The 13,272-nt window shown below is 67.9% G+C and carries 9 protein-coding genes; 3 read left to right on the forward strand and 6 right to left on the reverse strand.

The annotated features are described in order from the left end of the window. Position 1: 1 nt before the first annotated feature. The gene (locus ACFQS9_RS13725) at positions 2-193 is read right to left on the reverse strand and encodes a hypothetical protein (protein ID WP_378405521.1); all 192 of its coding nucleotides are present in this window, start codon (positions 191-193) and stop codon (positions 2-4) included. Positions 194-494: 301 nt separating this feature from the next. Here ACFQS9_RS13725 and ACFQS9_RS13730 point away from each other — a divergent pair, with 301 nt between their 5' ends. Beyond that, entirely contained in the window at positions 495-1,478 is a 984-nt protein-coding gene (locus ACFQS9_RS13730; RefSeq protein WP_378405523.1) for an alpha/beta hydrolase, read from the forward strand. Between the two features lie 15 nt (positions 1,479-1,493). Here the strand turns inward: ACFQS9_RS13730 and ACFQS9_RS13735 are convergent, their stop codons facing one another. Then, entirely contained in the window at positions 1,494-1,955 is a 462-nt protein-coding gene (locus tag ACFQS9_RS13735; protein WP_378405525.1) for an SRPBCC family protein, read from the reverse strand. A gap of 118 nt (positions 1,956-2,073) precedes the next feature. Between ACFQS9_RS13735 and ACFQS9_RS13740 the strand changes: the two genes are divergently transcribed. Then, entirely contained in the window at positions 2,074-3,135 is a 1,062-nt protein-coding gene (locus ACFQS9_RS13740; RefSeq protein ID WP_378405527.1) for a phosphatidylinositol-specific phospholipase C domain-containing protein, read from the forward strand. 25 nt (positions 3,136-3,160) lie between these two features. Here ACFQS9_RS13740 and ACFQS9_RS13745 read toward each other — a convergent pair whose 3' ends face one another. From ACFQS9_RS13745 to ACFQS9_RS13760, 4 genes are all read right to left on the reverse strand, one after another. Then, complete coding sequence (locus ACFQS9_RS13745) at positions 3,161-3,400, reverse strand: hypothetical protein (protein ID WP_378405529.1); 240 nt, start codon at positions 3,398-3,400, stop codon at positions 3,161-3,163. Between the two features lie 49 nt (positions 3,401-3,449). After that, positions 3,450-3,659 (reverse strand): hypothetical protein, encoded by a 210-nt coding sequence (locus ACFQS9_RS13750; RefSeq protein ID WP_378405531.1) that lies wholly within the window; start codon positions 3,657-3,659, stop codon positions 3,450-3,452. Between the two features lie 197 nt (positions 3,660-3,856). Continuing rightward, a complete protein-coding gene (locus tag ACFQS9_RS13755) occupies positions 3,857-4,144 on the reverse strand; it encodes a hypothetical protein (RefSeq protein WP_378405533.1) in 288 nt (95 codons plus the stop codon). A 303-nt stretch (positions 4,145-4,447) separates the two neighbouring features. Then, a complete protein-coding gene (locus tag ACFQS9_RS13760) occupies positions 4,448-4,957 on the reverse strand; it encodes a hypothetical protein (RefSeq protein ID WP_378405535.1) in 510 nt (169 codons plus the stop codon). Positions 4,958-5,577: 620 nt separating this feature from the next. On the opposite strand from ACFQS9_RS13760, the gene ACFQS9_RS13765 reads away from it, so the two are divergent. Beyond that, complete coding sequence (locus ACFQS9_RS13765) at positions 5,578-13,035, forward strand: SpvB/TcaC N-terminal domain-containing protein (RefSeq protein ID WP_378405539.1); 7,458 nt, start codon at positions 5,578-5,580, stop codon at positions 13,033-13,035. Positions 13,036-13,272: the final 237 nt, after the last annotated feature.

A 13,272-nucleotide genomic window follows, 5' to 3' on the forward strand; every position in this document is an offset into this window, starting at 1 on the left:
GTCAGACCGGGCGCCAGCCGCTCGGCATGTGCTCGTCGGCGAAGGCCAACTTGATCCGGATCAGTTCCGATCGGTTGGGCTTGCCGGACTTCATCAGCAGGCCCTCCTGCTGGGCCTGCGCGTCGTACTCCTCGATCCGGACGGCATCCATCTTGATCCCGACGAGCGGCCGGACCGGGCCGGGCCTAGGCATGTGTGCCCGCTCCCGCGCGTTCCCGAAACCAGGTTCCCCTCATGATGACGCCCCTCCCCAAGGATCCTCGTGGCCGTGCCACGTTCGCCGGTCAATGTATCTAAACCGGACAAACCTATCGGTTGGTTTGATGGTATTCCTTCCGTCCTTCTCGTCGAGCGGACGGGGAGTTCCGGCGGAGGCGGAGTCACGGGACCCGACCACACGCAGGTAACGATTGCGTAGATGACCCGGCCCAACCTCGGCCACGGGGAATAGCGTGGTGCCAATGTGACTCAAGTCACGACGGAGGTCGATGGCGATGCGTGGATCAACGAGGGGTGTCCGGGACGCCGCACGGTCGGCGGTGCTGTTGGTGATCGCCGCACTCGTGTTGCCGCTCGGATTGGCGCTCGGCGCCGCCGCGCCCGCCTCGGCCAATCCGTACGACCGGTTGCGCGAGGACTGGGTGCCCGCGCCCGGCGGCGTCGGGCACATCAAGGTCCGGCTGTGGCTGGCGAACAACGGCAGCAACAAGGCCGTCTATCTCCTCGACGGGATCCGGGCGACCAACGACGTGAGTGGCTGGGAGCACGAAACCAACGCGGCCTGGCTGTCGGATCACGGCGTCAACGTGATCGAGCCGGTCGGCGGCGAGTCCAGCTTCTACGCGGACTGGTACGCGCCGAACAACTTCACCAATCAGCCGTACAAGTACATGTGGGAGTCGTTCCTCACCCAGAACCTGCCCGATCACCTCGCGGCCAGGTACGGCATCAGCCGCACCAGCAATGCCGTGGTCGGGTTGTCGATGGGCGGCAACGCGGCACTGATCCTCGCGGCCCATCACCGCAACCAGTTCACCTTCGCCGGCGCGATGTCCGGCTATCTCAACCTGTCGGCCCCCGGCATGCGGGAGGCAATTCGCCTCGCGATGCTCGACGCGGGCCTGTACAACTCGGACTGCATGTGGGGCCCGCCGTGGGACCCGGCATGGCTGCGGCACGACCCGTTCGTGCAGGCCGAGGGGTTGCGTGGGCTGCCGATGTGGATCTCGGCCGCCAGCGGGCTGCCGGGCCAGCACAACCGCCCGGTGTACCCGATCGACTACATCAACACCGCGACGGGAATGGGCCTCGAGGCGCTCTCGCTGGCCCAGACCAGGGCCTTCCAGGTGCGGTTGGCGACGATGGGCATCGACTCCGCCCACTTCGACTTCCCGGCTGCGGGTACCCACGCGTGGCCCTACTGGCAGGACCAGCTGTGGGCGATGCTGCCGATGCTCAAGAACTCGATCGGCGCCTGAACCGGGCGACCGGTGTCAGGCCGCCTCGGCGGCGGCCGCGATGTCGCGCAGGTCCTGCGTCATCATCTTCGCGGTGGCCTTCGCGCCGAGCCCGCCGAGGACCTTCATCATCAGCTTCGCGAGAAAGCTCGACTTGTCGGCGTCTGCGGTGAAGGTCATCGAGAGGTCGGTGCCGTCGCCGCTCGGGGTGAGCGTGAAGGACGTCGTGTAGTCGGCGCCGCGGGAATTCGCCCTCACCACCGTCCGGCGCTCCGGCTCGACCTCGGCGACCCACATCTCCTCGGTCGCCTCCTTGCCCAGCATCTTCCGTGTCTCGCGCCAGCGGGTACCGACCGCGTAGCCCTCGCCCGAGACCCGCTCGACGCTGATGATGCCGGTCAGCGTCGTCGGGGCCGCATCGAGGTCGGTGAGCACCGACCAGACCTTCGCGGGCGGCGCGGCCACGTGCTGGGTGAGCTGAATCTCGTTGTTCGGCAAGGTCGGTACCCTTCGTCGGGAGGTGTCCAGCTCTGCTCGACAGGCAGCACCGGACCACGGCAGGTGCCCGTACGCTGCTGCATGCTCGCAGTTCGTTCATCGTAAAGGCAGGACCGAAGTGAAACCTTCCCGACAGGCCGTGGCCGTGGCCGCCACCGCCTTGGCCCTTGCCCTCTGCGGCGTGCCCGCCCACGCGGGTCCGATGGCCGATCCTGGAACCCCGTACTCGGCGGTCACCTCGGTCGGCGTGCACAACGCGTACGAGAAGGGCACCTACGAGTACCTCGCGGACGCACTGGACTCCGGGGCGGGGCTGCTCGAACTCGACGTCTGGACCAATGGCTTCGACGTGGCGAGCGCCGTCAGCGATTGGCGGGTGGCGCACGAGAATCCGCTGGCGAACGTGAACAACTGCGCGAATGCGACCACGCCCGCGCAACTGCGGTCCGGGCCCCGCGATCAGGATCTCGCCGGTTGCCTCTCCGATCTCCGGGTCTGGCACGAGGCGAACCCCGGTCATCGGCCGGTGATGATCAAGATCGAGATGAAGGACGGCTTCAACGCTCCCGCGGGACTCGGTCCGCGGGAGTTCGACGCACTCCTCGACGAGCGGCTCGGCTCCGCCCTCCTGCGCCCCTCCGATCTGACCGGGGGCGGGTACGCCACCCTCGACGAGGCGGTGCGCACCCAGGGTTGGCCCGCGAGGAGCGAACTGGCGGGCCGGTTCATCGTCGAGCTGATCCCCGGGACGGTCGAGGAGAGGAACCCGGCCGACCCGCTGTGGACGGACGTCGAATACGCCACCCACCTACGGGATCTGGCCGCGGCAGGGGCGCTGACCGAGGCCGCCGCCTTCCCCGCCGTGCACCGCGCGGAGGCGGGTGACCCCCGGCAGGCCCGTTATCGGGACGCGACGATCCGGCCCTGGTTCGTGATCTTCGACGGGGACGCCTCGGCATATGCGGGCGGCGGTATCGACACCGCCTGGTACCGCGATCGCGGCTACCTGCTGGTGATGACCGACGCGCACAAGGTCGCCCCCCAGATGGAAGGCACCAATCCGGGGGAGGAGGCGGCGCGGTCGCGCGTCGACGAACTCTCGGCCGCCCATGCGAGCGTCGTGACCGCGGACTGGCACCCGCTGCCGGAGGTGCTCTCGCGGGTCGTGCCGCGGGGCTGAGGCGAAGCCGGGCACCCGGGCGCGGTCACTGGGGAAGGCGGGCCTCGAGGGTTCGGGTGAGGATCTCGAGCGCCAGGTTCCAGCCCCTCGCCACGTCTTGCGTGAGCGTGACCCCGTGCAACGACAGCGCGGGCCCGGCGAGGTCGGTGACCTCGTCGGGGCCCACACGGGTCTGCGCGAGCTCGACGATGTCGAGGAGCAGGCGGACCCGGTCGCCGTCGCTCATCGGGAGGCAGGCCCGGTCGGCCAGGCCGGTGGTCGTCATGGTCCAACCGTATCGGTGCGGCCGCGCCGCAACCGAATTGCGATCGAGGTCAGGCCAGGCAGATGGGGAAGACGATGCTCGGCCCGAACACCGGGATGAGCCCCGTCGGTGCGCACTCGAGGAAGGCGGCCAGCGGGTCGGTCTGACCCAGGCGGACGACGGGCTGGACCAACTCGGCGGCGGGCCCCGGGGCCGCCGCCGCCGCGATGCCTGGTCCGAGGACGGTCATGGATGCGGCAGCCGTTGCTGCCAATGCCACGCGAAGGACGGTCGTGTTCATGGCGGTCACTCACCTAGTGTTCGATTGTGATCGTGTAGCCCATCCCGACCTGGGCAGACGTTGACGCGAGCGCTCGGCCGCCGGGTTCGGCGGAACCGTGCGCTGACACTGCGCTGCTCGTTGGCGATTGCGCTGTGATCAACAGTGCGCCCTCGGGGCAGCAGATGGCAACCAGGTCAGGCGAGGCAGATCGGGAATGCGACGTTCGGCCCGATCAGAGGGATGAGTCCCCAGGGTGCGCAGGCGAGGACGGAGCCCAGGGCGCCCTGCCACGTCGTCTGCCCGGGCAGGAGTACGACCGGAGTGATCAGTTCGGGGGCGATGGGTGTCGTTTCGACGACGGCAGGGGCGGTGGGGGGAAGATCCGGAGCGGTGGCCCCGGCCACCGCGGCCCCGGCCCCGAGCGCGAGTACGGGCGCGATCACGGCCGCAGCCGTCACCGTGCGCAGCGTGATGGTGTTCATGAGGTCCTCCTAGAGCAGCAGGCTCGGGCCTCGCGCGGGCACACGGTTGCGGTCGCGGTCCGCTGTCGGCAGTCCGAGTCCTTCACTCATCGTGCGCCTCCTGAGGGCCTATTGCGAGGGTCAGTTGGCGCGTGCCCGGGCGTGAACCGGCTGCGCGCAGGCGCCGGCCGCGTCGCGCAGGAGATCGGGTTCGCGGCGGCCGCCAGGTACTGAGTCGATCGGGCGAAATCGTCTAGTAGACGGCCGATTTCACCTCCGGCGTATATCGGCGGGCCCCGCGCGATTCAGTTCCGGGCATCCGGTTCATGAGGCAGCGGGATTGGTGATCGTCGATCGAACGGGGCGCCATTCTGCCTCAACTTCAGCTTGGCGCGGCGGCAGGCCTTGGTCTGCGTGCCGGAGCAGGTCGCGGAGTCTGGTCGTGAGTCGTGTGGATTCGGTCGATGAGGTCGGGTTGGGTGTCGATCCAGGATGGGCGAGCCGGGCGGTGCTGGCGAGTCTGGCGACGGTGACCAGTTCGCCTGGTGATCGCAGTTCGGTGAGCGCGGCGCCGGCGCGTCGGCTGCGGTCCTGCGCGGCCCGGACGAGGTGGGCGGTGCTGTCGGACCTCATGACGGGCCAGCCGGGATGTGTGGGGTGGTGTGTTGTTCGAGGCTGGTGATGATGGCGATGAGGTTGTCGGCGGTGCGGGTGTTCATTCTCCACGATTCGGAGCTGCCCGCGTTGGCGGGCGCGCTCGATGATGTCGTGGGTCATCTCGAGCTGCTCGCGTTGCTGGAGCAGGAACTCGGGGGTGGTGATGAACACCGCCATCGGCCTACTTTTCGTCCCTCCCCAGCAGGCCCATGTTCGGAGGTTCACTGACTGTCCGGCACTCCAAGCCGGCCGCCGCCGCGTCCCGGCGGAGCCGAGATCGGGACAGTCGCGCATGCGAAATCGAGTAGTCGGGTACTCGCGCCATCGAGGTAAACCACAGGAACACTGGAGCGTGAGTTCTCGTGAGGGCGACGACGATATGAGTTCCAACTTTCTGGTCCGCGCTGGCACAGCTGACCTCGGCTTGAGAAGGCGGTGGCGCCGGTCGAGCTGCGGTAGCGATGGACGAGGCACATTCGACGCCTGTTACTCACATTGCAGAGACGGCGCTTTGAAAAGGTCCGCTGAGCTACTCGCACGACGGCATCACCGCATACAACAACGAGCACAGCGCGAAAAGCTGTGGTTCTGCAGGCAATCACGAAAGACCGGCAATGGAAAACGCGCATAACGATCCTCGACCAAGCCTTTCGTCGTCTGGTGCCGCGTCACCCTACATAGACGGCGTTGGGCCGAATCCAGGAGTTGTATCGGGGGAGGACGGGGTCGATGGTTTTGCCTGCCCCAGTGCGCGTGGGGCTGACGGTGCACCCAGCGGTCGTGGCGGGGACGATCACGTGGCGTTTGCTTTGGAGGCGCCGTCGATCGGGCTGCCGAAGGGTGGCGGGGCGCTGAGGAGCATCGATGAGCAGTTCTCGGTCAACCCCAGTAATGGGACAGTTTCGCTGACCTTGCCGTTGCCGTTCACTCCGGGTCGGGCAGGGCTGGCACCGCCCATTCGACTGCAATACGACGGGGGGGCGGGCAACAGCGTCGTGGGACTGGGCTGGGCATTGGATTTTCCGACCGTGCAACGGCGGACGGATCGGCATGTTCCAACCTACAGCCCCCACGACAGCTTTTCGCTCGCAGGAGGCGATGAGCTTGTCCCGGTTCTGGAATGGGACGGCGCCGACTGGGTCGAGCCGCCACCACCGCCGAGCCCTCATCATGTGCGGCGCTTCCGACCGCGGGTGGAGCGAGAGTTCGCCCGCATCGAGCAAATCGGTTCACGAGGACTGGGCACGTGGTGGCGGGTCACCTCGCGGGACAACGTAACGACTATCTACGGGCACGACGACCAGCACCGAATTGCGGACCCAGAGAACGCGAACCACGTCCTGGAGTGGCTGCCAAGCTTCAGCTTTGACGACCGGGGCAACGTAATCGTCTACGATTTCGCTCGGGAAGATCTCGAAGGGGTCGCTCCGAGTCTGGCCGAAGTGAACCGGAGCAGAGGCCTCGCGCAGTTCGTCAACCGCCATTTGAAGCGGGTGCACTACGGCAACCGCACGCCGTATGCCCCCGGCGAGCATGACCCGTATCGTCCGGCGCCGCCCGCGGGAGACTTCCTCTTCGAGGCGGTCTTCGACTATGGCGAGCACGACCCGGACCGGCCCGCGCCCGATCCGACGCCGGGCCTCGTGTGGCCTGCACGGGACGATCCGTTCTCGTCGCGGCGAGGCGGCTTCGACGTTCGGACGTACCGGCTGCTGCGCCGCGTCCTGATGTTCCACCGGGTGGCGGAGCTGAATCACGGCGCCGCCACGCTCGTGCGGTCGCTGGACCTCACATACGAGTCGATGGGGGAGTGCAGCCACCTGGCCGCGGCCGCCCAGCACGGCTATCTCACAAAACCCGACGGGACTCTGGCCGTGCAGTCGCTGCCGACGCTGGACCTGTTCTACGAGCCGATGGCGTGGGACGACCTGGTGCGGCTCGTGGACCCGGAGTCCACAGTCGGGATGCCGTCTGGCGTCGGTGTCGGCTTCCAGTGGATGGATTTGTACGGCGAGGGTATCTCCGGTGTTTTCACCGAGCAGGCTGGCGCCTGGTGGTACAAGCGCAATTTGGGGGCGCAGGACGACAGCACCCAAATTCGCTTCGACACGGCGCGACTGGTGGCGCCCCGTCCCTCGCCGAGCGGGATGACCACTGGCATCCTGCGATTGCAAGACCTCGACTCCGATGGCTACCGACAGGTCGTCATCGGTTCGCCCGAGCTGCAGGGCTGGTACGAGCGTGACAACGACGACGGCTGGGGGCCGTTCACTCCGTTCGAGGCCGCCCTGCACATCGACCTGCAGGACCGGCACATGCGGCTGCTCGACGTGGTCGGCGACGGCCACGGTCATCTGGTGGTCACTGAGCACGACGCGCTGGTCTGGTACCGCTCGGTCGGCCGTCGCGGTCATGAGTACGGCGGACGCGTGGCGGTCGGGACGGACGAGGAGCGCGGGCCCGCGGTTGTGTTCGCGGACACGACGCAGAGCGTGTTTCTCGCCGACATGACCGGTGACGGGCTCACTGACATCGTTCGTATCCGCAACGGCGACATCTGCTACTGGCCCAACCTCGGCTACGGGCGGTTCGGCGCCCGGGTCGCGATGGACGGCGCGCCGCGATTCGACCACGACGACCTGTTCGACACCGACCAGCTGCGTCTGGCTGACATCACGGGCACGGGTGCCGCTGACCTTGTGCATATCGGGCGAACCGGCTGCCACATCTTCTTGAATCTGGCGGGCAATCGGTGGGATCCGGGCCACGCGATCGCGGCACCATTTCCGTCGTGCAAGGGCATCGAGGCAACGACGGCGGATCTGTTGGGAACCGGCACCACTTCTATCGTGTGGTCGTCCAGCCTGCCCGACCACGCCGATGCTCCGCTGCGGTACGTCGATCCGTCCGGTGGGCGCAAGCCACATCTGCTCCGAGGCTATGTCACCAACCTAGGCAAGGAAGTGGTACTGACCCATCGCAGTTCCACCTGGCATTACCTGCAGTCCGAGCGCGAGGGCCGACCGTGGCGCACCCGTTTACCGTTCCCGGTGCACTGCGTGAGCCGGGTGGAGACGCACGACCGGGTGCGGGGCTCGCACCTGGTGACCGTCTACCGCTACCACCACGGCCGCTTCGACGCAGCCGAGCGGGAGCTGCGGGGGTTCGGGCTGGTCGAGCAGACCGACGCCGAGCAGTTCGAGCACTGGGCGATCGGCCCCGACGCGACGCCGGAGGACCGCGCCCTGCATCCGCCGCCCACCCTCACCCGCACCTGGTTCCACACCGGGGAGCTCATACCGGAGCACGGCGACGCGGCGCCGTATCGGGACGAACGGTGGGACGCGGTGATGCGGCGCAACGGCTTCGCAGTCACTGCGGACGAGGCGCCGCTGCCCGACACCCGCGTCCTCGACGCGCCCGGCGGCGACGCGGTGGGCCGGCGGGAGCTGCTGCGGGCTTGCAAGGGCGCCGTGCTGCGCACCGAATTGTTCGCATTGGATGCGCCTGTCGATCCCAGCGACGACGAGCGCCGCCGCCAACTCTCGCCGTATTCGGTGACTGAGCGCAACAGTGTCATCCGGGTCCTGCAGCCGCGACACGGTGGGCACCCGGCAGCGCTGGCGGTGTTCGAGAGCGAGTCGATCGGCCGGTACTACGAGCGCACGCTGGAAGACCCCCGTGTCGAGCACACGTTGCATGTGCGCCTGGACGAGCTGGGCAACGTGGTCGAATCCGCGGTCGTGTCCTATCGCCGCTGGTCGGCCGATCCGGTCCTGCCCGCCGCGGTGCAGGAACTCCAGGCCGCGACCCGCGTGCTGTATACCAGTCAGGAGTACACCGGCGACATCGTTACGACGCGGGATTATCGGCTTCGCGTGCCGTCACGGCGGACCAGCTACGAGCTGCGCGGGATCGCGCTGGCCGGGGCGATATTTGCGATCGCCGACTTCGACCGCGAAGGTTTCCACGCGTTGACAGCATCGATCGATGAGCCTGACCCTGATGCGGCTGTCCCGCCCGGAACGGTTCTGCGGCGCCGGTTGTCCGTATCCGAGACCGCGTACTACAACGCCGCCTTGACCGGGCCTTTGCCGCTGCATCAACTCGACGTCCGCGCCCTGCGCTACGAGAGCTACGAGCTGGCAATCACCGCCGACATGGCCGCGGACGTGTACGAAGATCGGGTCACCGACGCAGTGCTAACCGAAGGCGGCTATGTGCACAGGGGCGATGTCGACTGGTGGGTTCCGTCGGGACGCCTGGAGTACCTGCTACCCGGCGACCTCAACGACGACGTCGACGGTGCCCGTGCCCGCTTCTTCGTGCCGGTCGCCCATGCCGACGCCCTGGGTACCGTCAGCCGCATCCGTCATCACGGCGATACCTGGCTGGTGGTCGGCGAGGTCGAGGATGCCGCCGGCAACCGCACGACGGCAACTGCGTTCGACTGGCGGGCGCTGGTCCCCACACGGATCGTGGACCCCAACGGCAACTCGGCCGAGGTGCTGCTGGATGAGCTGGGCCGGGTCAAGGCCGCGGCCAACGTCGGCAAGGGCGAGGGCGATTCGCTCGCGGGCCATACAGGCGAAACGACGCCCGTGGAGTCGGCGGATATCGCAGCATTCCTCGAGGCCGAGACATCCACCGAGCTCGCCGCGCGGGCGGTGGCGCTGCTGCGCCGGGCATCGGTGCGCTTCGTGTACGACACCGCCGCCTACGCCGACTCCGGCGGCACGGCTCCTGCGGCGGTCGCCACCATCACCCGCGAGCAGTTCGCCGCGGTGGCGCCCGACTCGCCGGTGCAGGTCAGCTTTCAGTACTCCAACGGCAACGGCGGTGTGGAGCTGCATAAGGTGCAGGCCGAGCCCGGTGTCGCGCGCCGCGCCCGGACGCAGCCCGACGGCACGGTCATCATCGACGAAGTGGACACCGGCGCGCTCGATCAGCTGCGCTGGGTCGGCAATGGGCGCAAGGTGCTCAACGACAAGGGCCAGACCGTCAAGGAGTACGAGCCGTACTTTTCGGTGACGCACCGTTTCGAGTCGGCCCAGCAGCTGGTGGCGTCCGGCGTGGCCATTTTGCGCATGCACGACCCGCTGGGACGCCCCGTCCGGGCCGACCACCCCGACGGCACCCACACCCGCATCGAGCCGGGTGCTTGGTGCACGGTCGAACACGACCGCAACGACACGGTCACCTCCTCGGAATGGCATCGCTGGCGGGTCGACAGGCTTATCGACGCCGATCTGATCGCGTCCGGACGCGATCCCGTCCGTGAGGAGGAGGCGGCGAATATGGCTGCCGCGCACGCGGACACGCCGTTCCGTCGCCATCTCGATTCGCAGGGGCGGCCGGTGCTAGAAGCGCAGCACAACGGGTTCGACGCCCAGGGCGACCCATTGTTGCTGCACACCCTCTACCTGCGCGACATCCAGGGGCGGGCCCGCGCCGTGGTGGACGCGCGCGGCATCGAGACGATCACCTACCGGTATGACCTGCGCGGGGCTCTGCTCGCGTTCGGCAGTGCGGACGACGGACCCCGTTGGATGCTCGCAGATGTCCGCGGTGAGCCGCTGCGCAGTTGGGACGGGCGTGCCCACGAGTTCGCGTGTGAGTATGACGAACCGCTGCGCCGCCTGACCCGCAAGCGAGTGCGCGGCGGGGACGGGCCCGCGCCGCTGGATCGCGTGGTCGAGCGGCGAGTGTACGGCGAGGAATTGTCCGACCCGGCCGGCGCCAATCTGCGGACCCGAACCGCCATCGTTTACGACACCGCGGGCAAGGTCGAAAACCATTCCTATGACCTGGCGGGCAACCTGATGTCCAGCGCCAGGCGATTCCTCGCGAACTATCGGGACGTGCCCGACTGGTCGGGTCCGCTGGCCGGCCTCGACGGCGCGTTGGAGCCGGTCGAGTACCGCTCCGTCGGGGTGTACGACGCCCTGGGTCGAGTGCTGGAGCGGACCACCGCCGACGGCAGTGTCTACCGGCCCGGTTTCAACGCCGCCAACCTGCTGGAGACGGTCACGGTGGTCCAACACGCCGGACCCGAGGTGCACGTCAAGAACATCGACTACGACGAGCGCGGCCGCCGCCGGCGCATCACCTACGGCAACGACGTCGTAGCCTCCTACGACTACGATCGCGACACAGGTCGGCTGCGGCGGCTGACCACCCGCGACGGCGACGGTGTCGCATTGCAAGACCTGCGCTACACCTACGATCCGGTCGGCAACGTGACGCACTTGGTGGACGGCTGCGTGCCAACAGTGTGGTTCAACAACCACATGGTGGACGCCCTGTCGCGCTACACCTACGACCCTGTGTACCGCCTGACCGAGGCAACAGGCCGCGAGCACATCGCGCAGGTCGATTTCGGCGCTGCCGACAACTGGGCCGACACGGCGTTCCGCCGGCGCCTGAACCCGAATGACACCCTGGCCTGGCGCGGATATACCCAGTCCTACAGCTACGACCCGGTCGGCAATATCGATCGGGTAGTTCATAGCGCCGGGACGGGAAGCTGGACCCGGAGATACTCCTACGCCGCGACGAGCAACCGACTCGAGTCCACACAGATCGGCGCCACGACCTTCACCTACCAGCACCAGCCATCGCATGGGCAGATGACCGCCATGCCGCACCTCAGCGTCATGCGCTGGGACTTTCGCGACGAGCTGCACGCCGTTGCTACGCAGGTCGTCGCCGAAGGCAACCCGGAGACCACCTGGTACGTCTACGACGGAGAAGGACGGCGAGTCCGCAAGGTTACCGACCGGGCGGCACCGACGGGCGCCGAGCCCGTCAAAAGGGCGGACCGCAACTACCTCGACGGCGTCGAGATCGCCTTCGAGTACAACGGTGTCGGCGCTGCGACGACCGAGCGACACACCTTCCACGTCATGGACGATCACACTCGCGTAGCGCTGATCGAAACGGAAAGCGAACCAGGCGCGCCCGCACCCGACAGCCGGCGTATCCGTTATCAGGCACCGGACCACCTCGGCTCGGCACATCTCGAAACCGACGAGACCGGCACGGTCGTGGCCTACGAGGTCTTCCACCCTTTCGGCACCACCGCCTACCAAGCCACCGAGACCAACCTCGGCCCCGGTGCCCGCCGCTACCGCTACACCGGCATGGAGCGCGACGACGAGAGCGGCCTCGCCTATCACGGCGCCCGGTACTACGCCCCCTGGCTCGGACGCTGGACGGCACCCGACAAGCACCCGGACCAGCTCGACGGCAATCGGTATGCCTACGTGAAGAACAACCCGCTCGCCTACCGTGACCCCAACGGCCTATTTGAAGAACCGGTGCACGGCGCATTGACGTACCGCCTGGCAATCGCCGCCGGGTTCACTCCAACCGAAGCCGCGGAGATCGCGATCGCCACCGCAGGTATGGACCACGACGCCGCATTGCGACCCGGCGACACGATCTGGGAAATGCAGGCGCAAATCCTGACCGGCACTACGCAGCGGTACCACTATCCCAGCCAGGAGCGCGCGCTGGAACTGGTGCAGGAGGACATCAGCCTCGGAGTGCCCGACCTGCGCGAGTTCGGGCGGCATCTCCACAGCCTGCAGGACGTCGGATTCAAGGACGCGCCCGGCCCGCACAACCGCTCGTCGGTGCGGCTACTCGGCCCGACCGTCGCAGCCGTGGGCGTTCTCGCAGTCGGGGTCGGCGTGGCCGCTGCATTCACCGCAGATGCGGCCTTCTCTGCAGGCGGCGCGTGGGCGGTGCTGGGTGCTCTCGCGGTGGTGGTCGCGGTGGCCGCGTTCGCATTCGCGTTGTACGCCCTAGTCTTCGCGCTTGTCGGTGCCGGCACCGGCCATCCCACCTATCTCACCGAGGACCGAACCATTGACGGCCTACCCAAGACCAGGCTGCTCAGCGCGTTCTGGTCACACGCCGCCGACCGGGCCTTCGAGGATCCGATCAGGAACACCCAGGAAATGCGCCGCGTCTACGAGCAAATGAAACGGGGAGCCCGCGCCAGGAACCCCAACGCGATCAGCGACGACGCCGCCGCCGAGGCAGCGATCCGCGAAACGGTCGGCGCGGACACCTCGAAGGAGGTAAACGATCTGTTCAACGCGCCCGTGCCCATACCTGGCGGCGGCATCGCGCCGTCCTACACCGACATCCGTCGCGCGGCTCCGTGGAGCGCCCGCCCCCCCGACGTGTCACTCAGCCGCGGCACGTTCGTCTACGACCCCAACCGACAACTACAGCTCGTTCCCTGACGCAGCGCGCCGGAACCCGATCAGCGAGGCCAACATGGCGAACGAACCGATCCAGGGCTTGCTCCGAGACGACGCCACGGGCGCGTCCGCCGGGCGGTTGCTGGTGGAGGCATGGGACACCGGCGGGATCGGCGCCGGAACGCTCGGCCGCACGCGCAGCGGCCCGGGGGGCAGCTTCGCCATCCCTCTCGACGCCCAGCAGCACGAGACGCTGATCAAACAGCGGCTGCAGGTGTT

This window comes from Rhodococcus daqingensis (assembly GCF_042665615.1).
In the GTDB taxonomy this organism is placed as follows: domain Bacteria; phylum Actinomycetota; class Actinomycetes; order Mycobacteriales; family Mycobacteriaceae; genus Rhodococcus_G; species Rhodococcus_G daqingensis.

What these genes read in the sequence shown, in the direction of transcription:
- ACFQS9_RS13760 (WP_378405535.1), bottom strand. Translation starts at nt 4,957, where the DNA reads ATGGCGGTGTTCATCACCACCCCCGAGTTCCTGCTCCAGCAACGCGAG.
- ACFQS9_RS13725 (WP_378405521.1), bottom strand. Translation starts at nt 193, where the DNA reads ATGCCTAGGCCCGGCCCGGTCCGGCCGCTCGTCGGGATCAAGATGGAT.
- ACFQS9_RS13730 (WP_378405523.1), top strand. Translation starts at nt 495, where the DNA reads ATGCGTGGATCAACGAGGGGTGTCCGGGACGCCGCACGGTCGGCGGTG.
- ACFQS9_RS13755 (WP_378405533.1), bottom strand. Translation starts at nt 4,144, where the DNA reads ATGAACACCATCACGCTGCGCACGGTGACGGCTGCGGCCGTGATCGCG.
- ACFQS9_RS13745 (WP_378405529.1), bottom strand. Translation starts at nt 3,400, where the DNA reads ATGACGACCACCGGCCTGGCCGACCGGGCCTGCCTCCCGATGAGCGAC.